Annotated in this window: 15 protein-coding genes; 6 read left to right on the forward strand and 9 right to left on the reverse strand. The window is 60.1% G+C overall.

Annotated elements, in window-relative coordinates; all coding sequences use genetic code 11:
* Nucleotides 1-76 precede the first annotated feature (76 nt).
* From JNN07_28960 to JNN07_28970, 3 genes are all read left to right on the forward strand, one after another.
* Entirely contained in the window at nt 77-1216 is a 1140-nt protein-coding gene (locus tag JNN07_28960; GenBank protein MBL9171795.1) for a c-type cytochrome, read from the forward strand.
* A 39-nt stretch (nt 1217-1255) separates the two neighbouring features.
* Nucleotides 1256-1786 (forward strand): hypothetical protein, encoded by a 531-nt coding sequence (locus tag JNN07_28965; GenBank protein ID MBL9171796.1) that lies wholly within the window; start codon nt 1256-1258, stop codon nt 1784-1786.
* 67 nt (nt 1787-1853) lie between these two features.
* Nucleotides 1854-2432 carry a hypothetical protein gene (locus tag JNN07_28970; protein ID MBL9171797.1) on the forward strand — a complete coding sequence of 193 codons (579 nt, stop codon included), beginning with the start codon at nt 1854-1856 and terminating at the stop codon, nt 2430-2432.
* A gap of 720 nt (nt 2433-3152) precedes the next feature.
* On the opposite strand, the gene JNN07_28975 is transcribed toward JNN07_28970, so the two are convergent.
* Together JNN07_28975 and JNN07_28980 are read right to left on the reverse strand one after the other, a co-directional pair.
* Nucleotides 3153-3920, reverse strand: a complete 768-nt coding sequence (locus JNN07_28975) for a hypothetical protein (protein ID MBL9171798.1) — start codon at nt 3918-3920, stop codon at nt 3153-3155.
* Nucleotides 3921-3927: 7 nt separating this feature from the next.
* Nucleotides 3928-7515, reverse strand: coding sequence for an alkaline phosphatase D family protein (locus JNN07_28980; protein ID MBL9171799.1), 3588 nt, complete (start codon nt 7513-7515; stop codon nt 3928-3930).
* A gap of 327 nt (nt 7516-7842) precedes the next feature.
* Between JNN07_28980 and JNN07_28985 the strand changes: the two genes are divergently transcribed.
* Both JNN07_28985 and JNN07_28990 read left to right on the forward strand, forming a co-directional pair.
* A complete protein-coding gene (locus JNN07_28985; GenBank protein MBL9171800.1) occupies nt 7843-8094 on the forward strand; it encodes a hypothetical protein in 252 nt (83 codons plus the stop codon).
* A gap of 11 nt (nt 8095-8105) precedes the next feature.
* Nucleotides 8106-8501: a PIN domain-containing protein gene (locus tag JNN07_28990; protein ID MBL9171801.1), complete on the forward strand. Its 396-nt coding sequence runs from the start codon at nt 8106-8108 to the stop codon at nt 8499-8501.
* Nucleotides 8502-8528: 27 nt separating this feature from the next.
* Here the strand turns inward: JNN07_28990 and JNN07_28995 are convergent, their stop codons facing one another.
* From JNN07_28995 to priA, 7 genes are all read right to left on the reverse strand, one after another.
* Nucleotides 8529-9557 (reverse strand): hypothetical protein, encoded by a 1029-nt coding sequence (locus tag JNN07_28995; protein MBL9171802.1) that lies wholly within the window; start codon nt 9555-9557, stop codon nt 8529-8531.
* A 34-nt stretch (nt 9558-9591) separates the two neighbouring features.
* The gene (locus JNN07_29000; GenBank protein MBL9171803.1) at nt 9592-9954 is read right to left on the reverse strand and encodes a hypothetical protein; all 363 of its coding nucleotides are present in this window, start codon (nt 9952-9954) and stop codon (nt 9592-9594) included.
* Nucleotides 9955-10791: 837 nt separating this feature from the next.
* Nucleotides 10792-14538: a VCBS repeat-containing protein gene (locus tag JNN07_29005; protein MBL9171804.1), complete on the reverse strand. Its 3747-nt coding sequence runs from the start codon at nt 14536-14538 to the stop codon at nt 10792-10794.
* Complete coding sequence (locus JNN07_29010) at nt 14535-16031, reverse strand: hypothetical protein (GenBank protein MBL9171805.1); 1497 nt, start codon at nt 16029-16031, stop codon at nt 14535-14537. Before JNN07_29010 ends, JNN07_29005 begins: the two co-directional genes overlap by 4 nt.
* Nucleotides 16025-18826 carry a c-type cytochrome gene (locus JNN07_29015; protein ID MBL9171806.1) on the reverse strand — a complete coding sequence of 934 codons (2802 nt, stop codon included), beginning with the start codon at nt 18824-18826 and terminating at the stop codon, nt 16025-16027. Before JNN07_29015 ends, JNN07_29010 begins: the two co-directional genes overlap by 7 nt.
* Nucleotides 18827-19030: 204 nt before the next feature.
* Nucleotides 19031-20041 (reverse strand): hypothetical protein, encoded by a 1011-nt coding sequence (locus JNN07_29020; protein MBL9171807.1) that lies wholly within the window; start codon nt 20039-20041, stop codon nt 19031-19033.
* 179 nt (nt 20042-20220) lie between these two features.
* The gene (gene priA, locus JNN07_29025) at nt 20221-22494 is read right to left on the reverse strand and encodes a primosomal protein N' (protein ID MBL9171808.1); all 2274 of its coding nucleotides are present in this window, start codon (nt 22492-22494) and stop codon (nt 20221-20223) included.
* Between the two features lie 112 nt (nt 22495-22606).
* On the opposite strand from priA, the gene JNN07_29030 reads away from it, so the two are divergent.
* The gene (locus JNN07_29030; protein ID MBL9171809.1) at nt 22607-23029 is read left to right on the forward strand and encodes a hypothetical protein; all 423 of its coding nucleotides are present in this window, start codon (nt 22607-22609) and stop codon (nt 23027-23029) included.
* Nucleotides 23030-23268 lie beyond the last annotated feature (239 nt).

Below are 23268 nucleotides of genomic sequence, written 5' to 3' on the forward strand. Positions count from 1 at the left end.
ATCAGGGCCGCGATTATCGGCTCACTGACATCCATGGTGATGTCGTGAGCCGAATCCTGGTTTAACGGGCTGTTCTATGAATCTGAATTGGAAATCTACCACTCTTGGGTTGCTGCTGAGTTGGGCGGCGGTTTGGCCCGACACGTACCTCCGTGCTCAGGCTGCGTCCGGGTCCGCCGATACCAGCCGGAGTTCGATTGCGGTTGAAGCGCTTTCCCGCCTTGAAAACACCAATCTTGAGACCAATCCCAAGCTGAAAGAGGCGGTCTACCGTGTGTTGCAGCAGGTGCACGGAACTCCCGATTTCGTAAGGCTCGTGAAGAAGTTCAACCTTTCCGACCAGGAGGCCGGACTGTTGGAGGTCGCCCGGGTGTTGGGTGGCCAGGACGGAGGAGTGGAGGCGGTGCGCCTGCTCTTGCAGCAGGGACGAGCTCAGGCCCTGCAGGACCAGCTGCGTGGCACCAACGGGGCCGCTGGACTGATGCAGGCGTTGGGTAGCGTGGGGGATCATCGCGCGGTGGCCTTGCTGCAGCCTTGGATTGCGGATTCGGAACGGGATCCGACGCTTCGCCGACTGGCCGTGAAGGGCCTGGTGAAATACCAGGAGGGAGCGGCCTTGCTCCTGCGGGCCGCCTCGGAAGGGAAGCTCGCCGAAGATCTCCGGTTCACGGCGGGGTCCGAGCTGTCGGCCGTTCGCTGGCCCGAAGTCCGCGCCGCCGCTGCTAAGCTGTTTCCGGCGATGGAGACAGGTGGCGGGGAGAAGCTGCCTCCGTTGAACGAGCTTCTGAAGCGCCAGGGTGATGCGGAGAAAGGGAAAGCGCTGTTTTCCGGTAAAGCCACTTGTGCCACCTGCCATCAGGTGCAGGGACAAGGGATCAATTTTGGGCCTGACCTCACCCAGGTGGGAACCAAGCTCGGCAAGGATGCGCTCTACGAGTCGATCTTGGATCCCAGTGCCGGGATCTCCTTTGGGTATGAGTCTTGGCTGGTGATTCTGAAGTCGGGGGACGAGGTTTTTGGGCTGATCGCGAGCGAAACCGAGACGGATCTCTCCATCAAGGCCCCGGGGGGAGTGGTCAGCAGCTACAAGAAGGCTGAGATCGAGAAACGTGAACGGCAGAAACTGTCGGTGATGCCGGCCGGCTTGCAAGCCACCATGACGGTTCAAGAGTTCGTGGATCTGATCGAGTATCTCGCGTCGTTGAAGAAGGGTTAGCTCCTGCTTAAAGGGCCTTTACCTACTGCTATGAACAGCATGACCATTGCACCATTATTGGTTCTCGCCTTCGGACTCGGGCGCGACTGTCCAGCGGCCGAAATTGACGCAAGGTCCGAAGTCACGAAAACAGTCCGTAACGACGTCCCTACTAAACCTACGGCGGGGACATATCACGTCCGGGCTGGCGGGGCACACAACTATGTAGCCCTCACCAACGCACCCGCCTCCAATCGGGTTGCGATCTCCTTCGGATACCAGAGAGCTAGCGCCGACCCTGCGGTTTTCCGAATTGCCAACAGAGAGGCGCACAAGGTGTTGGTTTGGAACGTTCGGGTTCAGGTTAAATCGCGAGCTGGTGGAACGGACGGTCAAGGCTGGGATACTGTTTACGATGACTATCCTGTGGGGATAGCGCGTTATGAGACAGGTCAAAAGGGTGAACTCAGCGTCAGCCATCCAGGCACGACGCCGTGGAGAGTTTGTGTTCTCTACAGCATCGATTGGACGGATAGTGGGAAGACTTTTTCTGGCAATTACGAAGTCATTAGCCAGGAGCGGAAAGAATGAGTTCGCAAGAGAAGCCGCCCCGGGCTGTCGCAGGTGCTGGTCTCTCGGGCGTGGCTTCTGCTGTCGAATGAAGACCCTGACGATCAGGAAGGTGGGCGCGGTCACGCTGATCGGAGTGGTTGGGTTGTTCTTTGTCCTAGGTCTCGAAGATATCCACCAAGCCGAAGGCAATCTCCGCTTTTCCTACCGAGCTCCAAAAGGGCCGCCTGAGGTGCACGTGGTTTATCTTGCCTACGGAGACGGACATGGAATATCAACGATTGGGACCCGCAAACAAACAATATGGGACTCTGGCCGCTGGTATCTCTTTCGCGCATTCGGCATGACATTCAAGAGTGGCACTGTGTCCACCTTGGACGTTAGATTTCCCGACGGGGATTCTGGGTTAGGAATTTTTGTCTCCATGGAGGGGGCTCGGGAGTCTATCAATCCCAGCAACGATCTGTCGGTTGAGTTCATCGATGAAAGTGGCATCCACCACCCCATGCGTTTCTCGCAAGGGGTGAGCAGTCTCGATCAACGCACGCATCTCTCTGCTTGGGGGTTGCCCAGAGCAGTCTCACCTGGTCGGGAGTCCAAAATAGTTATCGTCCACTCCGGATCAGGCAAAATCCTGGCTGAAGTCAGTGAACTGAGAATGCGATAGAGATGCGCGTCATCTTTACCTCCGAAAATGGGGACTAAACAAGCTGTAGGTGATCCTCACTTCTTCGCATGAGTTTCTGAGGCCGAAGTCGCGAACCGGCAGGGTTCAAAGAGATTAGCCGGGGTGTGGAGCGCCGCGACACCCCCGGTCTTGTCGGCCCCCTATTCAACAGCACCCTGCAGGGCGTGCCACCAGTCGGCGAACGGCCTGACGAACTGCTTAGGTTCCTTCGGCCGGGTGACGCAAGTCTCGGAAGCCGGTGGCATCGCTGCGCGATGCTCCGTACCTTTAACAGTTCCGGGGGTGCGAGCACCCCCGGCTAAATCTCTTTGAACCCTGCGGGTTCGAGCCATGACGATAAAGTGAGAAACGCCGCCGTAGCCCAGCTTGTCTAGTACCCATTCTTGGGGGTAAAGAGGAGAGTGAGGAGCGTCGGGGTCAGCCACTGGAGCTTTGCAAAGCAGATGCCATGGCAAACTCCTTGGATATACGTTCCCCCACAAATTCCTTTCCATCCGAGCATTCCGGTTACAGTTCCAATGCTGGTTTCCCTTTCCCTCTCTTGTTTCGGATTAGTTGTTTTCGGCGTGAAGGAAAAGCGGTGGCATGCCACGCGCAGTCCATAGGGGAACGCGTCCCCTCGGTTCATAATCGTAATCGTAATCGATTTCCCCTTTCGGTCCCCTTGTAGCGTGGGCCGTGTCGGCCCATGGGGATCGCCTAATCCTGTCGCGTGGCAATCCAGTCCAGGATTTGCTCTCCCTCGTTGGTGGTTACCGTTTCCTTGCCCTTGATGGTATCCCCCACCAACTTGCCCTCAAACTTGGAGCTAAATTTTTCGCCATCGCGCTCCCGCTCGACTTCGAAGGAAACCTGACCTTCCTTGGTGTAGTGACCCTCCTTGACATCGACGCCCGCGCCTTTCCGAGCCGAAAGCTTTCCGTGGACCTTGTCGCCCTCCCGCCGAAGCTTGGCGCTGAACTCCAGCGTTCGCTCCCGCACCTCGTTGGTCCATTTCCAGGTGCCGTCGAGCGTGTCGGGTAGACGCTTGGCTTCCCAGGGATGGCTCACTGGCTTGCCCGCGGAGACGGATTCGATGGAGCCAATGATCTTGTCATCACGGAAGACACCGGAGTAGCGGGTTACAGCTCGCTGGTTGTTCAATACCCTTACCACCTCAAACGAGAGCAAATCTCCCTGGAGCCGTCCATTGGTGATGCTGGTCTCGGAGCCCGGTCGAAAGCGGGTGATCCCACTGACCGAATGTCCGTCATACCGTAGTCGGACTTGCGGAGAGAGGGTCGAGCCATCCGGCATGGTGAAGTGCCACCTCCACCGTCCGTTCAGTCGAGATTCGTGGCCATCCTCGGCATCGGCACGATTTTCCATGCCCAACGACAACAGGGCGCACAGAGTCACAATGACGAGCCCATGGAGATCGATCCGGGCGGTTCTGCGAGCGGGTTGGTTGGCGTGCTCGTGTTGCATAGCTCGTTCAGGGCTGGGCAGGAACTGAGAAGCGCAGGGAGATCTTCTCCTGATCCTTGTGGTTCCGTCCGCTGAAAATAACGTCAATCGAATCACCACGATCGGTGACATCGAGCAACCCATAGCAGCCTTCGTCCTTTTTAACCCGGTAGACTCCCTGGCTGTAAGGGCCACCTTTGATCGAGGAAGTCTGGTCCAGCGGACCGGCGCACATCACCGGTATCGGAACCCCGCCCCCGGTGGCATAATCAGCGTTTCTGCCGTCGTCCGCTGCTAGCATGTGGGAGTCGCCGTGGAGGATGCATACACCGCGGATCTTGTGCTCCTTGATAAAGTCGGCGATCTCGCGTCGCTCGGTGCTGAACACGCACCAATGATCTTCCTCGACCGAAGGCTTGGCTTTGTTCGTGCGGGAGGCGCTGTCGAACTGGCTGTGATGGAAATAGCCATAGTCGTCAGCCTTGATAAACGGGTAGTAGTTTGTGCCCTTCATCCCCAGCCACGGCACGGAACTCATCCAGCAGATCAGGGGATACTTCCCGTTGGCGTCGAGCAGTTGCTGTTTGAACCACGCCTTCTGAGCTGTGCCCATCATGGATTTGGCGGCGGTGTCGGGCTTCTTCACATCGTCTTTTTGGGAGCGGAGATCGGTGATGATGAACCGCGCGCGGCCGACACTGAAGGCCTGGTAGATGGGGAGTGAGGAATCACCTGCCGCCAAGGGGTAGTGGGGCACATACTCCTCGTAGGCGTGTCGCGCGGCGGGGTGGGACGAGGCCTTGCGGTTGCTGTTGTTTCCGCCGTAGTCGTGGTCGTCCCACATGTACACTAACGGCACGGCTCGATACAGCCTCGCTTGCGGGGGGGATGAAAGAACGATGTCGTACGCTTCGCGGAACAGGGCTCGGCTGTTGGAGCTGATGTTCAGGTAGTGGAAGTCCCCCATGTTCATATAGAACAGGGGGCGACTTTCCCGGATGCGATCGAAAACCTCGTTGACCGAGGCGGTCTTGGCACAGGACGCGAAGGCGATGCGAAAGGAGGAGGGGCCTCCGGGAAAGGTGCGAAACTGGCCTCGGCTGGCCCAATCGAATCGGCCATTGATCTCGAGACCGTAATGGTAGTCGGTGCCCGGCTCGAGCGAGGCGAGTTGAAACTCCACCAGGTTGTGTCCGAGCGCATCACTGGTTGCCGGTCCCTGAGCGATGGAAGGGGTGAAGAGGGGATTCTTGCTCAGGATCAGCCGCGCGCTGAGGCCGTTGTGAAGCAGTTTGGCTTTCACGACGGCGGAGGTGGGGGTGACGCCACCCGACCATGGACCGCGATCGACCAGAGAGTATGGAGCGGCGAGTTGCTCGAAGAAGAAGCTGTAACGATCCGCCCATTCCCCGATCTGCCATTGAAACCGTTCCTTGGTTCCGGCGGGTCGCGCCCCGCCGGTGCTGAGTAGTACAGGACGGGATGCGGTGGTGTTTTGCTGGAGTGCCGCGGCGAGCTTCCAGGAGTGACCGGCGGAAAACAGTCGATCCTGCGGCGCGCTGCGGATCCAGGCCGCTGGATACGGACGCTGATTCTTAACCTGGTGATAGGGTGAGCTGTTCAGCAAGGTGGATACCCATTCTTTGGTTGTGGGTGATCCCAGTTCGAACCTCGCTTCCACCGCTCCGGCCATTTGTCCCGCGCGGAGGGCGTCGTAAACGCCATCGGTGAGCGAGACGGCTTGAATGAGCTGGGGCTGCTCGACCATCACGGCAGCGCTGGAGAGGGCGCCGAATCTCTCCCCCATCAGTCCGAGCAGTGCTGGCCGAGTGTAGTTCGAGGCGACCAGATACCGTGCGCAGGCGGCCAGATCCTCGTAGGCATTCCGCTTGCGCTGCAGCATTCCGTCCTGTCGCGAATCGGGGCCCAGCTCGGTGCCGCCGCGGATCTGCGCGACCGCGAACATCCCGCCTTGATTCAACCAAAGTTTTCTCCAGGCTGCAAACGTCGGCCGAGTCAGATGAGCTCCCCCCTCGGGCGCGCACAGCAGGGTAGGGGTTGAGCCCGTCTGACGGGCTCCTCGCCGCTGGATGAGGTAAAGCGGCAGTCGGGTCCCATCCCCGGACTTGACGCTCACGCGATCGACTTCGCAATCGGCAAAGTCCACCCCCGGCAAGTCGAAGAGCGGGGTTAGATGAGTTCGCTCTCGATCGATGTTCGGGTCATAGGAGATCCACTCCGGAGGATCCACGAAGGATTCGGTCTGGTACAGTAACCGGTCGCCGTGCGACACCAGGAAGTCGCGCACGCTTCCGACCCCTGGCGTGGGCAAAATCAACGCGCTCTTCTTGGGGTCCTTCTCGACGGCATCGTGGAACACGAGCAGGTTCATCCCTCCTTTAAGATAAAGCGTGTAGATGCCACTTCCGGCCGGTCTAAAATCGACCAGCGTCTCCTTACTTTCGGGAACCACCACCTCCAGGTTTTCGGCTTCGAGCGCGGGATTGCCGAGCGACATTCTTACCAGTCGCCCCTTGGGGGCCTTGGCGCGCGAGAGCAGGTAGAGTGCTTCATCCTCCGGCAGTTCGACATAGGTTGGGGCGCGTCCGAACTCGGCCTGCTCGATCTTTTCAGCTGCTCCGGCCAGGAGCTTCCACCGTCCCGAAGCGGAGCGCAGCCAGTGCGCATGCTCGCCGGCCATCCTCTGATGGGAACTTGCCAGCACAAAACGGCCGGCTTCATCCGTCTTGAGTTCGAGCGCGGCCTCGGCGGGTACTCCCCGGTTCAGCTCGAGTCGATCTCTCTGCGGATCGGTGCCGAGCTCGTGCCAGAGCACCTGGCCGGAGCCCTCGGAACCGAGGGGATCCACCGGCGCAGGATACCGAGTGTAGTAAATCCCTTGGCCGTCCCGGCTCCAAGCCGCGCTTCCTTTTCGCTTGGCGGTCTGCACGCCGGGAAGGATGTCCGAAAGCTCGGCTCCGGTGGCAGTGTCAAAAAAATGCAGGCTTTGCAGCGCTCGACCGTGTTGAACAAGCAGCACCGCCACCTTGGTTCCATCGGGCGAGGGGACATACCAATCGATCTCGGTTCGGCCCGAAGGGTCCAATTTGAGGGGGTCGATGAGACTTCGAGCTTGGCTGAGGGTATTGCTTCCAAGAATGGAACCGGGCAGCTGAGCGAGTTGGGCGGGCGTTTGGTGAGAGTCCGAAACGAGGCAGTAGGCATTGCCCTGTGCCCAGCGGAGCTGACGATACTCACGAAGCGGCCGATCCAGCCACTTGCGGAGTTCGGCTTCCACCAGTGACCGAACGGGGGTGGCATTCAGGCTGTGGCGGGCGTGCTCCGATTGAGCCTCGTCCCACTTCTTGGCCTCGGCATTCGACTCCTCCTCCAGCCAGAGAAAAGGATCGGACACAACGCTACCTTGGTAGACCCGGGAGTTGGCTTGCGGGGGGGCAAGCGGAGGCGCTGGGGCGGCCAGTATGGTCGAGGATGCCGCCGCGAGGACTGTCCACACCCGGATCCAGCGCTGTAACCTCAGTGGCAGGCTTCGAGCCCAGGCCACCGGAGCGCGTGCCGCCGTGGATCTTGAGCCAGTTGGTGCACTGTCAGGCATGCGGATCCTCGCTGGCATCCAAAGATCCCATTAGGGTTCGAGTCAACTCGCAGCATCGCATCAGCATCTTCTGTCGTTGAAGGTAGTCGGGTCGGCCCAAAACTCAACCGTTAGTACGAGGGCACACGGATTCCGTCCGGAGTGTCAGCTGCCTTCGTTCGGAAAGACGCACGGGCGCTTAGGAAGGTTTCGAGAATCGATAGGGCGCCATCTGTGAGATCCGGGGCATCCGTGGTTCACCTATCGCTGGATCTAGGTTAAGTAGGACGGTATCACTTGCGTAAAGATGGATCTGTATGGTAGGGTTGTGCCTATATGGCAGTGAACGTGTCTACTATCTCTACAAAGGGTCAGACGACCATTCCAGAAGAGCTTAGGAGGGAACTCTCCCTTGAGCCTGGACATCGGCTGATGTGGGAGTTGATCCAAGGAAAGCTCGTCGCTACCCCTACCGGAGACTTAATGTCGCTGGCTGGCGCTCTCAAGTCTGACAAGCCATATCTGCCTAAGGAGGAAATGCGCAAGATCCTCCAGGAGCAGCGCAGTAAACGACTCGCCAAAAAGCTGGCCCAGGAATGAGGACCTATCTTTTGGACGCCAACGTCGTTTTACGGTTTCTCACCCAGGACCACCCTGCCAGGTCCAAGGCCGCGACCGCTCTTTTTGCGAAGGCCAAGAACCGTGAAGTGACTCTGGCGCTGGATCCGGTGATCCTCGCAGAGGTGATCTACAACCTGGAAGCCTACTACCAAAAATCTCGGGAGGAGATCGCCAACACCCTGCTCCAGATGGTGACCAGTCTTGGCGTCGCAATGGATCCCCACGGGACCGTGATCAACGCCCTGCTGCGCTACAAAAACCAGCCGGTCGACTTTCCAGATGCCTGGCTTGCAAGCCTTGCGGGGGAGCAAAAACTTCAAGCCGCCTCCTTCGATAAAGACTTAGACCGCTTTTCGGACGTGACGCGCCACGAGCCGAAAGCATAAGTGGCATCGCCTCGCTCGGTACATCACCTAGCGACCGGGAACCGCAGTGCTTGGTTGGGCATCGCTTCCCCTGATGTGGATGCCTGCCAGGACAAACTCTCCCTTCAGCAGAAATGCGATGCCTGGACTTCTCGCCGGAAGCCCTGCTCGTGCTCGTTTCCATGTCCGGCCTTGGTTCTCGGAGGAGTAAATCCCTGCGGATGCTCCGACGAATACCAGGCTGTCGTAAGAACCAAGTTCCCAGACTGGGGCTTCAGCCGTTAGCTCCTCGGAATCCCCGGGATGCAAGAATTCCAAGAGGGCGGCCGCTGGACTATCAGCTCGGCCCTTCGACCAAGTGGCCCCTAAATCTCCGCTCCAATATATCCCACCGGGATTGTGTCCGGCGATGAGTGTATCTTGGACCGTGGTCAGCGCCAGGGGCTTAACAGGCCCTATCCTCTCCCAAGACTGCTTCGGCTCGTCCCAAGCATAGAGCCCTTGGCTATAAAGCCCCGCAAACAACCTGCCGCGGGCCGCCGACAGGGCGAAAATCTGCGCGTGAGGGGGTAACCCAGCCGAGAGATGAGTCCAAGCCTGACCTCCGCCCTCTGAGGCAAACACACCGTTATCATCCGTGCCCGCAAAGATTTTACCGCCATGGACTAGCAGACAGCGTACTTTTGGAGAAGGGAACGAACGCGCCAACGCCCACGAAGCGCCCCCGTCCGACGACTCCAACAATCCTTTTCCATCGGCGCCGCCAAACACGGATCGGCCTAGGGTGGCTAAAGAGATGACGCGTCCCGACGAGATCGCTGCGCCTTCAGCCGGCTTCCAACTGAGCGCTTCGTCCTTTGAGGCGAAAATGCCGGAGTCGGTTCCAGCGAATAGAGTTCCATTCGCAGATCCGAACGCATTGATGCGGGACTGTGCGGGCATTCCGGCGTCGGAGCGTCGCCACGTTTGCCCTTGGTCCTGGGACTTGAAAACTGCAAAGGTATCCTTCGCCGTGGCGATGTTTGCCACCGTCACAGCCAGAACGAGGGTCACTGACAGAAGGATGGATGAGGTCATGGAGTGACCTGGTGGTTGGATGTCGCTCATATTCTTATTGGCCTTGCGCAATCGCAACAACCGTTTTTTCCCGCAAATTGGGATTTCGAATAAGCCGCGCGACTTCAGTTGCGCCCTTCGATTCGCCCTTCCTGGACAGAACCTCAGCACAGGCTTGGGCAGAACTGTCGCGGAGGTTTGGATTCTGAATGCTCTCGATGGCGTTTGTGGTGACTTGAATATCTTTCGCATGGGCAGCATCCATTGCGAGCTGGCTCAGAAGTTCATTGCGCGAACCAGGTGTAGAAATAGCGACTGCCGCCGCCAGGCGCCCTTGGAGCGACTCCGATGATTCAGGCTTCTGGTTGCAGGCACTCAAAAACAGCACGACGACGAGGATAAGATTGGGATACCGCATAGTTGGCTTTGTTGTGCAGGAATTGAATTGGGCGTAGAACCACGCTAAATTGTGCGACCGCTGGGTTGCTTGTTAAAGTCTAAAAAGATTACGATTCGGTGTCGGGATGCGCTTGGTCTCCATGGGAGTGGCGTGCCTGGGGGTACAATGGTGAGTGCACTGAGGCCGGCGCACCGCGACCTATTCCTTCGGCTTCTCAGACCAAGGTAGGGCGAGATTCCATTCGAGCCCACAACGGCTCCAGGCTCAGCTGCACAGAGAGGGTTATCCCCGAAGAGGGCCTCTCAACGTAGAATGTCCCTTTGCGCTTTTCGCCGCAGTTCCTTCAACCCGTTCAAACGTTCGGCATTCATGAGCTCGACCAGAGCAGAACTATAACTCTCGTCGGACCGCTCCGCGATCAAGTCCCTCCCTACCTCGTGACGCGGAGCATAATCTGAATCTCAAACACCGCTAATCGAACCCGGAGTGTGCTTAATACCGGTTGAGAGTCGGTGAGATCATCTCCTCTCCAGACACGGGCTCCAGACTCCAACGCCGCGAACCTGGAGGGTTCTCAGAGATTAGCCGGGAGATCGCAGCGCAGCGAAGATCCCCGGTCAATCCAGTATCCCACAGCACCCTGAAAGGCGTGCCTCGCCCCCTTTCAACATGCCAATGGATGAGGTTCCCTATGGGCTCGTGAGGGGAGGTGAACAGCCGGTGGCATCGCTGCGCGATGCTTCCTAATTTTAACAGGCCCGGGGGTCCAGCACCCCCGCTAATCTCTGAGACCCCGCGGGGGTCCAGATTCTCTACCTATTGCCCACTATCCATGGGGGATTCTCACAGATGAGATCACGGGCTCACCCACTTGACGGTTACCTCGCGCGCGGTTGGGGGAAGGGCGGACGTGGTCACTTTCCCGCCCGGCCAGCGGGTGGTGAGGACGCGCGTTTCTGTTGTAGTAGGGATCACTGCGACCGTCGAGCCGCTGGATCGGTAACCATCCATCGCTCGGATCTCCCGGACAATCGTTCGTCCATCGCGAGCGCGAGTTTCGAACGTGGTGCCGATGCCCTGCGGGTTACCGGGCGGTCCGATCCATCGGACCCTCACGCCCGCCGGTCCTCGCCGGTTCTGGAAGACTCGGGTGGGCGCTCCGTTCTGGGTCAGGACTAGATCCAACCGGCCGTCCCCGTCGTAGTCGCCCACTGCCGACCCGCGTTGTTCCCCATACACCTCGATGCCAGAGCTGGCTCCGGTAACGGCAGTGAAGTCGGCCGTGCCGGTGACCTGACGGAGGATCAACCCTCGCCCCGCATCCAAACGGGGCATGCCGGATTGGGTGGCAAAGAAGTTCTGAGCCATGACCAGCTCGGGATGTCCGTCGCCGTCGAGATCCGCCAGGTTCACTCCGAAGGCCGGAGACCATTGGGCGGCATCGGGCAGCCTTCGAGCTTCGAACCGATTCGTCCGGTTGAGCAATAGAACGGACCCCAGGGTTCCGAGCTCGCGGACCTGAGCCTGGGCTCGTCGGTCGCCAAGCACCTCCTCGACGCTGGCGTTCGCGTAGGCCGCATGACTTGTGAACTGCTCCCGCAAAAAAGGGAGGGAAGGGGCCAGCTCATTCCAACCGCGCCGCGGGGTCCAGCCCGAGCGGTCGGAATCATATTCCGTCTCCAGCAGATCGAACGCGCCACGTTCGGCTAGATCGCCGAAGAAAAGTTTTGCCGGCCGTTCGATACTTGCTTGGTAGATCGAGTTAAGGCCCCAGTTGCCCACGACCAGATCCAGGTTCCCGTCTCCATCGATATCCGCCGAACTGAGGCCCGTCCACCGGCCGGTGAAGGCCTTTTCATTCAGCCCATACTCCCCGGCCGCGGTACGGAGCGTACCGCGATCGTTCGTCCAGATCCGGATCGGTCCCCACTCGCACGCCATGATGAGTTCCGGAAATCCGTCTCGATCCAAGTCCGACCACAGGAGTGAGCTGGCCAGTCCAGCGTCCTTCAGTAACGCACTCGTCCTCTCATCCCAGACCAAAGTTCCTCCTTCGCTTCGATAGACGGCACTGGGATCGGATTCGGGATAATGACCACGACGAACCCCTCCAGCCACAACGAGATCCAGGTCGCCATCCCCGTCCAGGTCTCCGACCGCCATAGCTCCGACACTCTTCGGCAGGTTGGGCAGGGGAGCCGGCGTGAGGGACAGATGATTGTTCGACCAGGCGAGCTTCATCAGGGGCACCGATAATTCAGCCTCATAGCCGGCGAGCGCTACCCATGCCCAACGCTCTCCGGTTGCGGATACCCACCCTACCAGAGTGGTGGAGTCGTCAGGAAGGGTCGGGATACCTTCAGCTGAATCCATCGGCACGAATCCGGAGTTCGCTGCCACGCGATACACGCCCGGTCGACCACCGCGGCCTGATCCGATGAGCAGTTCCTCGCTTCCATCCCCATCCAGATCGAACCAGGCGACCGCCGGTCCGGCTTGGCTTAACCGGTGAGGGAGCAGCGGTTGCAGTTCAAAGTCATCGAATGGCAATTCGAGGTGGGAATGGTTGAGGGACTTTGTTCGATCTTGGAACCAGGGTTCTTCAGCTCGGGGAGTGGCTGGGGGAGCGGCACGAAGGGCTGTTGCGGGGTTAGAGCGCCGTGGTCCCGGTTCGGCAATGTCATAGCGCCGATTGACGGTGAGCTGACGGTGGCTGGACTTCTGGCCTGACGGCCATTGGATTCGGAGCTCGACCTCGCCAGCAGTCGATCCGGCGGCGAAAGTGAGGTCGGTGTCGGATCCCGAGGCGTAGCGGCCGCCACTCACCACTTCGGCAAGCTGGCGAGGCAGCCCAGGGGCCAAACACTCCACTCGAGCCCCGATGGCAAACGTGTTCGCGTCGGCTCCTCGGAGGCTAACGACGATGCGGTTGCCAGAGGCATTGTTGCGGTAGATCCCGGCGGCCGATCCTAGATTGTTGACTGCCAGATCCAGGTCGCCATCCCCGTCGAAATCGGCCGTGGCGATACCATGATGCACGCCATCGTCCCCCGTTCCCCACTCAGTGGTAGTTTCGGTAAACCGCAGATTCCCCTGGTTGCGGAAGCTGAGGATGGGCGTGTTGAGACGGGGGTAGAGCCGGTTGTGCTCCATCAATTCATTCGCGAAGGCTTGCCGGCGTTCCACCTCGTTCTTGATGTGATCCCAGGAGTGCTGCCGCGCGTTAATGGCTTGATTGGCATCCAGATCTTGAACATCCATGACGTGTCCCGAGGCGATCAGCAGGTCCGCTCGTCCGTCGAGATCCATATCGAGGAAGAGCGGCTGCCACGACCACTCCGAGGCGGCGAGCCCCGCGAAGTTGGCCAGCTCTTCATAGGTTCCGTCGCCGCGGGCGTGGAAGAAGGTGTTGCGCATGAGTTGCGGTCGATCCGCGCCGAGTCCGATCACCGATGGGGCTGGTGCCTGGGCGAGCATCTGACGTTTTCTCCACGAAGGTTTTCGGCTGAGCATGTCGACAACAAAAAAGTCGATGTGACCATCGGTATCGACATCCGCGAAGTCCACTCCCATCGAGCTTGCGCTCATGTTGCGCATCGCGAGCGTCGGCAAGGCACGAAAGCGCCCATGTCCGTCGTTGATCCAGATCCGGTCTGGGGTCCAGAAGTCATTGCAGACATAAAGGTCCGGCCAGCCGTCCTGGTTGATGTCGCGAAATGTGGCGCTGAGGCCCCAGTCTCGAGGTGGCTGTTGGAGCGGCTGTCCCGCCTCATCGAGAAACACTCCGTTGGTCCAAGGCACGGGCGTGAAGTGCCCTCGTCCATCGTTCCGGTAGAGCTGGTCGGGTTCCCCGAGCTCGAGTACCTGTCCGCCCTCCACGAGTATTCGGTTTTGAAATTGCGGGGGAACGACGGCCTTGCCGTTGACTAGGTTCAGTTTGATCTGGCCGCGGTCCCGGATGTCGTCGGTGCGATTGTTGGCGACATAGAGATCGAGCGTGCCGTTGCCGTCGAAGTCCGCCAGCGCGAGCGTGACGCTTCCCGGGTTCCCACCCATGCCGCTTTCAACCGTCGCATCTCTCAACTTCCCGTGCCCATCATTCAGCAGGAGGATTACGCCTCTGCTGACGGTGGTGATGAGCAGGTCTGGCCAGCGATCGCCATTGACATCCGCGAAGGTGGCGCCGCGAAAAAATTTTCCTTCTAGGCTCGCGCCAGCCTCCCGGGTGACGTTTTGGAACTTCCAGTCTCCGAGGTTTCGGAAGAGTGCGTTGGGGGTGTTTAGACCGCAGAAGAACACATCCGGCCTTCCGTCCTGGTCGAAGTCACCAGTGGCTACCCCGGATCCGTTGAGAAGTACCCGGTTGAAGGCTGACTGCCATTCCTCCAATTGATTGGTGAACAAGATCCCGGTCTGGGTTGGCGCCAGGCGAGTGAAGCCCGGCGTTGACGTGCCGGCCGGTGCGAGGGACAACCAGCGGTGACCGTCACCCGCTTTCCAGGGCTGAGCTTCTCCTCCCTCGATCGATGACGGAGCCGTCGCCAGCAAACCCGCTACGGCGAGCGACGCTGTGGCGAATGGCTGGAGGGCGGTGCGGTTCACGTCCCGGGAATGTAGTTCAGAGTGTAGTAGGCCGAGGGATGCAAAAGCGGCTGGCCTTGAGCGGATCGAACGCCGGGTAGATGAAGCTCATGCACATGACCTTCCTGGAGTCCCTGGATCAGGAGGCGCGCGGAACGGCCGTCGGGAGCCACCTTCACTTCGGTGATCGTTGGCGTCGTGCGATCCACTTCCGGACTCCCATAGCTGCTCTGGTAGATATAGGTGTAAGTCTCGATTTTGTAGGACGCAATCGAGCCGGCCGTCGCGGCGTCCACCGGTTCGGTGAAGGTCAATTCAAACCCATCCGGCTTGGCCCTCATTTCGTGAATCTCAAAAGGCGTGGTGCCCTTCCAGACCAGTCGCTGGAGCGCGTAGGGTTTGCCCCCTCGAGCTCCCCACCCACGATCGGTTCCGCCGACGAACAAGGAGCCATCCGCGTTCATCAGCAGGCTCAGCGATCCGGAGGCAAATCCGGCTCGGAAAGGGAAACAGGCTCCCTGATAGTGGTCCTTGATCTTCTCCAGATGCACCCGCATGACGGTGCTATGGGTTTGATCGCCCACGAAGAGCTGATTCTGAAAAACTCCGAACTTTCCTCCAGTCGTGTCGCAGGCGATGCCGCTGGCGGACTGGCCCATTTTCGGGTAGGGAAAATAAATCGCAGGCGGACGCAGTTGGGGAATTTTCTTAGCTTCCACCATCATCCGACTGCCGCTTTTGGGGCTCGTGGGCCGCGGTCCCATGTTGGGTGCGGAGGTGTACCACTTGTTGCCTTCGGGATTGCCCACAAAGTCGCCGGGCGCCAGATGCTTTAGGGCGCAGGCCCCATTCCACGGACCTTGGTTGTCGGTGTAGAACATGTCGCCGGCTGCGTTCATCCCGATTCCCCCGGGGGAGCGAAGGCCGCTGCAGGTGGGGATCGATTTGCCGTCGGGCGTGATGCGCAGGCACCATCCCCTAAAGGCATGGTCGCTTGTGAAGGAGCCGGTCAGACAGAGCACCACCCATAGGTTTCCGTCGCGGTCGAAATCTGAGCCGAAAGCGTATTCGTGATAGTCTCCGCCGATTCCCCAGTCGTCGTTGAAGGTTTCGAACACATCGGCCCGGCCATCGTTGTTGGTGTCCTTCATGCGCGACACCTCACCGCGCTGAGTGCAATAAAGCCATCCGTCCCGATAGGCGAGCCCCAGCACCTCGTGCAGGCCGCTGGCGTAGCGAGTCCACTTCACATCGCTCATCGTGGTGCTCAAAGGGTTCTCGGCCATCCAGATGTCTCCGATGCGGGTCGACACCGCCAGCTTGCCATCGGGCATCAGCCGCAGTGCTCCGGGCTCCAGTTGGACTCCGGGCGGGAGCGGCAGGGTCAGTATGCCATAGTAGGTTTCCTCCAGCTCCTGGACCGTCTTGGCCCCCTCAGCGGCGGGAGCCGGCTGAGGCGCCAACGTTCCGAAAACCAGGATGAAGAGGGCTATTCCGACAGAATATCTTACCATACGATTTCCTCCACGAGACGTGCTTCGTTGCCGGTGACTTGAATGGGGATGAGCAGTTCCTGCTTGCCTGAGTTCTTTCGGATCACCGGCTGGGCCTCGCCGGGAATTTCGAATCGAAGCGTCAGGGTACCATCGACTTGATACCCTTGATTGCTTTTCTCGATGCGTTCTCCGACTGCCGCCCGGAACCAGAGAGGGGGAATGGGTTTCTCGGATTTCAGGGTGATGGTCCGTTTGAGGGAAGGCTCTGGCTCTCGGGAGACAGCGATGGGGTAGTCCTCCACCTGGATGCTCCCGAATAGGTAACGGAAGGTGGGGCGCTGTTGGGCATCCAGGCTATACCCGGCCATCCGGTAGCCGGCCGCTTTGCCCGACTCGGTTGGCCAGGGCGCATCGGCGGAGGCGAGACTTGCAAACGGCGCGCCACTGACCAGGGTGATGACATCGTCGCCCAACGGGCCTTCATACCCCGCACCGCGGTCCTGACGGTGCTTGGCGGCATCGATAAACTTGCCGTGCCAAATCAGTGCCAGGCGGAGTTGGTTGGCATCGAACGCCAGGTTGGCTTTTTCTGGGTAACCGACGCCGATGGCTCGGGATCCGGCACCCTCAATGAAATGACGGTAGAGCACCGCTTCCTGGGTGCTCACCAACTCCTGGCCGATGCGGGTAAGGCCCTCGGGCAGCTTGGCGTTTCTGCCGGCGGAGAGATAGGCCCAGATGGCCTCGATTTGTTGGGAGGTGTTGCCCGCCAGGATATCCTGGTTGACTGCGGTTTCGTCGGGCCAGAAGGACGGCATTCGGGTCCCCGGACGCAACGAAGCCGGATCCTTGAGATAACGATCGAACCAGGTCCGCTTGAGGCGCTGGGTCATGAGGGTGAGGTCCATCGCGGGGATGCCGAGCGACTTCTGTTTCGCGAACGTATGACAAGCGATGCACGACACGCCTCCCGTTCCCACCAGCTGACGTCCCGCCTTGATCTGCTGCGGGGTTGGCGGTTGGGTCGGATTTGCAGCCGCGCTTGGGTCGTCCACGGTCTCGAAGAGGCCGGGCAGGGACCCGATGGCGTTGGTTCCGAACTGAGGCATCCGGGTCGCCATGTAGGGGCGGGCGGCACCTTTGTTCAGGAGGACAGTTTTCAGCCAGTTGGCTTGCAGTTTGCCGCCCACGCCGGTGAGGTGAGGCGGGATGCGTCCCTCATCGCCCAGATCGGCGTGATCGACGGTGCTGAAGAATTCGGACCGGCTCGGATCGGGGCCGCCGATGCCATCGCGGCTGTGGCACGCGTAGCAGTTCAGGGCCGAGAGCTGATGGCGGATTTGGTCCTTGGCGCTGAGCGGCTCCTTCAGCTGGTTGACCTGCGCGAGTACTGATTTAAGCGCGGCCTTTTGCTCGGTGCTGAGGTCAAAACGGGGAAGCCCCGGACGGGGTGACCCCAGGCAGCCGTCCGCTTGGTCGGCCTTCAGCTGCGTCAGATCCGGCGCACGCTGAGCGGTTCCTGCGGTCAAGTTTCCCAGGGGATGGCATGCGACGCAGCCCATGCTGCTGAAGAGCTCCTTTCCGCGGGCTGCCTTCGCGGCGTCCAGGATCAGGGATTCGGGTTGGATCGGCGACATCGGCCGGCCGCTGTGGGAGAGGACGCTGGTGGGGATGCTCCGGCGTTGTTTGCCCTCCTCAGCCCAGCCCACCTGCAGTTCGGCTCCGGCCCCCTGGTTGAAGAACGAAAGCGCGATGGAGTGAGCTCCGGCCTTCAGTGCTACCTTCCCGGATTTTTCCTGCGGCGCGTGGATGCCATCGTTGTCGACCACCACCTGGCCATCGATCCAGAGCTTGGCACCGTCATCCGCCGTTACAAAGAACACGTAGGTGGCGTCCTTGGGAACCTGCAGCATCCCATGGAACTTCAGTCCGTATTGTTGAGGGCGTTTGGTATAGCTGGTGCTGAAACCGTCGGCCGACCCGCCGCCGGCAGGGGAGGCTTTGTCGAGATCAGCCACCTGGCTGGCTGAGACCTCGTAATAGTCATAGTGCAACCCGGGAAGAGTCACCTCCGGATTGGCTGAGGCGTGGGTGGCCTGTTCCCGGAGCAGGTAAGCGGCGATCGCTCGAGCCTCGCCCGGCTTGAGACTGAGCGAGGGCATTCGGCCGGAGGGGCGCGTCCGAAGCGGGTCGAGCAAGAACGAGGACAGATCCTCAAGCGAAAACTTCTTGGCCAGAGATCCCAGGGGAACCGAATTGGCTTGGAGCGCAGCAACCGTTTCCGTAGTCGCGGTCCCGATGGCATCCTGCGGCGCGTGACAGGCCACGCAACCTACGGAGTGATAGAGCGCACGTCCTTGGTCGATTAGACTTTGATGGACGGGGCTCAACGAAGTGGTGTTGGTGCCGGTCTGAGAGGCTAAAAAGTGAACCAGGGCGTCCACGGCCTCCGCCTTGGCTTCTCCGTTGAGGCCATGCAGCAAGTCGGGCATGGGAGTGCCGGATTTCTCTGCGTGGGGGGAGGTCAGCCAGCTGCGGAGGAATTGTGGGGTAACCCGTGACCCGATGCCTTGCAGTTGCGGGGAGCTGCGGGAAAAGAGCCGGCCAGCCGCCGCTGCGTCGGCGGTATGGCACGCCACACAGTTCAGCTCGGCCAGGAGCAGTTCGCCGCTGCGCTCGGAGTAGGGATTGGCAGTGGCCGGAGCCAGCTGAACCCCGACGGCCTGCGTCGCCGATGGTGATAGGATAGCCACTCCCACCAGGAGCGCTGCCACCCAGCCGATAGGGCGGCATAAAGTCACGATGTGTTTCATGGTTCGAATCTGCGGGCAGCTTCCGCTTACCAGCGGGTGAAGGAGCTCCGCCGCGCAAAAGCGCCCCAAGACTAGAAAGAGTCTGCCGGCCGGTGCAGTCGAGGACAAGTGCAAGATTGAGGCCGACAGAGTTAAGGCTGCCGGGATCGGTCGGGAGGAGTTTAAGGGGAGTCCGACGGAGTGGACCAGCCATTCTCTCCGGAATCACTCGCGATAACGCAGAACAACGGAGCTATCTTGAATTTTCATCTCGAGAATGAGTACGGACGTGCTCGCTCGCAACCGCCAGAATGTAGTCGTGGGAGGGAGGGGGAGAGTGATGGTGTTAGCCGTTTCGTCGATCACGGCTGCGGGCACCTCGGTGAAGGAGCCATCCACTGACGACGATGCTTCGACCCGGGGTCGCTCTGGCTGAACGGAGATTGTTAAGTGGGCGTCCGCTACGTTGTCCGCTTCATTCTCCTCCGCCACCTTGTCTCCTTGATCCAGGATAAGCCTCAGGGTATGAAACCCGGGGGAGAGCTTACCGATATTAATATCCTCCACGGACACCGACGTGTTGGCCGTCAGGCCGTCTTGAAACCAAGTGTCCACGGATGCTCCATCGACCAGCAACTCGCTGGAAAATCGCTCGTGAACGTCGACACTTGGGGAGCTGTTGGACATGGCCCAATGGATCCAGATTTCTTGATCGCTCCCAAAGACCGCAGCGGTCGTGCGTGTTCCACGTTCGGTGGAGGCGACCAGAGCATCGCTCCAGCCGATGGGTCGGATGGGACGGAGGTTGGGGAGGTCGGCCGGCTCCACCGTGATCGAGCCCGCCATGCCGGAGGGCGCGCTTCCTCCGCTCGAATGAAAGAGGCATCGGTAGGGGAATACGCCTGGAACGTTGAACGTGACTCGGCAGGAGTTGGCCGAGATGGGGGCCTGGCCACAAAACGGTTCGGCGCCATTTCCGGTCACCGTGTGCGTGCCGTTGAGGTTTCTGAACTCAACGCTGTCGCCCACTTTGATGTTGAGCGTGCTGGGGTTGAACTCAAAATCGGTGGCGGTGACCGTGAATTCCTGGCCTTGCCGCACGATCGAGGGCGGGGCGATGGCGGTGAAGCTCGCCCTCTTCGAGCCCACACTTTCCCTATGGATGCGATCAGCGAGGGTGTCGGCGTTGGCGGCGAAGGGGAGGGGATTTGCGTGGACTTCCACAAGCGGCGCCATCCACAAACATAAGCACAGCGCCAGTCCCGAGCCGCTTCCAAGACTTCTAAGTGGTGAGAGCATCAGGCAACCTACGGCAGATCCGCGGGCTGACAAGTCCCTGTTCGGAGGGGGCCGAAGCGGGTTGTGATGCGAAGTGGGGGAGGTTCCTGCGGTTAAATAGGGTTTTTCAGGACCTCCTAACCCATGTTTACGGGATCGACATCCACGGTTACCGTGATGTCGTCGGGCCACTCTCGTCCGACCAGGAAGTGGGATAGTTTCTGGCTCAAGGCGGTCATTTGGCGGCAGCGGATCATCAGCTGATAGCGGTAGAACGATTCGGCTTTGGCCAGGGGAGCGGGCGCAGGGCCGGCCAGCACCAGATCCTTCCAGCCGGTGAACAGCCGTTCGATCTCGCGCATGAGATGGCTCGCGGTGAAGTCCACCTTTTCCTCGTTTCTGCCTTTGAGGGTCAGGAGGGCAATGCGGCTGAAAGGGGGATACTTCAGTTGCTCTCGAAACTCCGTCTCCTGATCGTAGAACCCTTGGAAGTCGTGACGCCGGGCATACTGAATCGCGGGGTGGAACGGAGTGAACGCCTGCACGAACACCTCGCCTTCCACGTCTCCTCGGCCAGCCCGACCGCTCACCTGGGTGAGGAGCTGGAACGTCCGCTCGCCGGCGCGGAAATCGGGCATGTGCAAGCTCAGGTCGGCATGGATGATTCCAACCATCGTGACATTGGGAAAGTGAAGTCCCTTGGCGATCATCTGCGTGCCGACCAAGATATCGATTTTGCCGGTGCGGAAGTCGCCCAGGATCCGGCGATAGTCTTCCTTGCGATGCAGCGTGTCGGAGTCCATGCGGGCCACCTGGGCATGGGGAAAGAGTTTGCGGAGCGTCTCTTCCACCTTCTCGGTGCCTAGCCCGGAGTAGCGGATTCCTGGGTTCCGGCAGCTGGGCTCCGGACATTGAGTGGGAGCCGGGGCGCTGTGGCTGCAGATGTGGCAGCGGAGCAGGCCCTGCGACCTATGGAAGGTGAGGGAGATGCTGCAGTTGGGACAACCCGCCACATAGCCGCACTTCGGGCATTGGAGCGAGGTGGAATAGCCGCGTCGGTTGAGGAACAACATGACCTGCTCCTTCCGATCGAGGCGAGACTGGATGCCCTCCTTCAACGGCTGCGAGAAAATCGGTGGACCCTTCGCTTTGCGTGCCTCGTTGCGCATGTCCACGATCCGGACCAGCGGGAGCTTGCGATCATCGATTCGGGTGGGCATCTCGAGCAGGGCATACTTCCCGCGCTTGGCGTTGTAGTAACTCTCCATCGAGGGAGTGGCCGAGCCCAGCACCACGACGGCACCTTCCATCTGGCCACGGACAACCGCGACATCGCGGGCGTGATATCGCGGCGCCTCCTCCTGCTTGTAGGAGTGCTCATGCTCCTCATCGACAATGATCAACCCGAGGGGCTCGACGGGAGCAAAGATGGCCGAGCGGGCGCCGATCACGATCCGAGCGCGGCCTTGCCGGATCTTGTGCCACTCGTCGTGACGCTCCCCAGTGGACAGATGGCTGTGGAGCACCGCCACCAGGGTCTGGTGTTTGCCGGAGGAAAATCGGGCTTTGAAGCGCTCGACGGTCTGCGGGGTAAGGGAAATTTCCGGCACCAGCACGATCGCGCCGCGACCGCGGTCCATCGCCTCCGCGATGGCCTGCAAGTAGACCTCGGTCTTGCCGCTGCCGGTAACACCATGCAGCAGGAAAGTAGAGGGAGCGCCGATGTTGACGGATGGCTTTTTGGGACCCTGAGCTTTGAGTTCCGATTGGCTTGGGGTCTGGTCGAGCGCCTGAACCAGGGCTTTGAGGCAGGAGGCTTGCTCAGTGTTTAAGGTGAGTGGAGTGGTGGGAACGATGGTTTCGTTGGCGTAGGGATCTCGTTCGACCACGGCGGGCGCGATTTGGATCAAGCCGCGGTCCTCGATGCGGCGCACCACTTCGGCGGTGGTGCCGGTCAGGCGCAGCAGTTCTTGCAGGGCGATCTCGCGTCGCTCCTCGATGATCTGCCAGACATCGAGCTGGCGTCGGGTTAGTTTGGGAAACTCCCCCACCAGGGGGACCGCCTTTACGAACAGCCGCTCCTGCCAGCCTTCCTTCTCCTTGCGCACCGCATCCGGCAGAACGCTTTTGATCGCCGTCTCCACCGCGCAGCAATAGTAGCTGGCAATCCACCGCGCCAGCTCGAGAATTCGCGGCGTGATCTGGCTTTGTTTGCCGACGACCTTCAGCACCGAGCGCAGTTGGGTGTGGGTGGAGGTCTCGGGCAAGGCGGTCACCACGCCCATCACTTGGCGGCTTCCAAACGGAACCTTCACCCGGGTGCCAATCTCCATTCCCGCCTGCAATTCCTCGGGTACAAGGTAATCGAACTCCTTGCGGAGCGCGATTTCCAGAGTCACTCGGGCGATCATGTGGCGCTATGCTGAACGATAGGGGGGGCAAAATGGAATACCGAATTCCCCTCAAGTTTCTGGAAGGCGGGCCGAAGTGGACTTCGTAACGAACGTTCAACGCACCACTATCATGAACAACCTCACCTCCCTGGGAATGGCACTCATCGCCGCTGTTACGCTGGCCGGATGCGCCTCGGCTCCGTCGAAGACTTACCAGAGTTATCTGCTTCGTGTTCCGGACCAGGAGGACACCGGCAGCCACTATATCGTGCAGGCTGTCCCGGAAGCCTTCAGCGCCACGCGGGCGGTAAGCGTTCGTGAGATCGTTCTCAGTCCAAAGCAGCCCGTCGATGCCGCGGCAAAGATCGAGCTGGTCTCGATCAAAGGGGACCTCACTACCACCATCCGCACTCGGTTTGGAGAGGTGATTTCGGGTCGGCCGGGTGACTTTTTCTCGTGCCAGGGTTTCGGGACCACCGGATTGCAATTGCTCATGGTCTCTCCCCAGCAGGGCGAGGTGCTGTTCGAACAGCGGCTGGTGCAATCACGTTAGCGTTGAGCCCACAATGGCCCCAGGCTCGCACCTAAACAAGAGGGCAGGCCGATAAGGGTTCTTGACTTCGATCACCTATCATCGCTTTCCGCGGTGACCTTATTGCACTCTTCCATACATTGGGCATTCATGGGCTCGACGGAGTCTCTCCCTACCTTTCTAGGGTTGCCAATTGTACTTCACGTCTAGCGTCGAGATTTAGGGGCAGAGATGAGAGGCCTCTACCGCTTTGGTCCCCC

Source organism: Verrucomicrobiales bacterium (assembly GCA_016793885.1).
GTDB lineage: Bacteria > Verrucomicrobiota > Verrucomicrobiia > Limisphaerales > UBA11320 > UBA11320.

Bases quoted from the DNA above. Each gene is read 5' to 3' on its own strand.
- JNN07_28980 (MBL9171799.1), bottom strand. From the start codon at position 7,515: ATGCCTGACAGTGCACCAACTGGCTCAAGATCCACGGCGGCACGCGCT.
- JNN07_28975 (MBL9171798.1), bottom strand. From the start codon at position 3,920: ATGCAACACGAGCACGCCAACCAACCCGCTCGCAGAACCGCCCGGATC.
- JNN07_29010 (MBL9171805.1), bottom strand. From the start codon at position 16,031: ATGGTAAGATATTCTGTCGGAATAGCCCTCTTCATCCTGGTTTTCGGA.
- JNN07_29015 (MBL9171806.1), bottom strand. From the start codon at position 18,826: ATGAAACACATCGTGACTTTATGCCGCCCTATCGGCTGGGTGGCAGCG.
- JNN07_29030 (MBL9171809.1), top strand. From the start codon at position 22,607: ATGAACAACCTCACCTCCCTGGGAATGGCACTCATCGCCGCTGTTACG.
- JNN07_28965 (MBL9171796.1), top strand. From the start codon at position 1,256: ATGACCATTGCACCATTATTGGTTCTCGCCTTCGGACTCGGGCGCGAC.
- JNN07_28960 (MBL9171795.1), top strand. From the start codon at position 77: ATGAATCTGAATTGGAAATCTACCACTCTTGGGTTGCTGCTGAGTTGG.
- priA (MBL9171808.1), bottom strand. From the start codon at position 22,494: ATGATCGCCCGAGTGACTCTGGAAATCGCGCTCCGCAAGGAGTTCGAT.
- JNN07_29020 (MBL9171807.1), bottom strand. From the start codon at position 20,041: ATGGCGCCGCTTGTGGAAGTCCACGCAAATCCCCTCCCCTTCGCCGCC.
- JNN07_28970 (MBL9171797.1), top strand. From the start codon at position 1,854: ATGAAGACCCTGACGATCAGGAAGGTGGGCGCGGTCACGCTGATCGGA.
- JNN07_28995 (MBL9171802.1), bottom strand. From the start codon at position 9,557: ATGACCTCATCCATCCTTCTGTCAGTGACCCTCGTTCTGGCTGTGACG.
- JNN07_29000 (MBL9171803.1), bottom strand. From the start codon at position 9,954: ATGCGGTATCCCAATCTTATCCTCGTCGTCGTGCTGTTTTTGAGTGCC.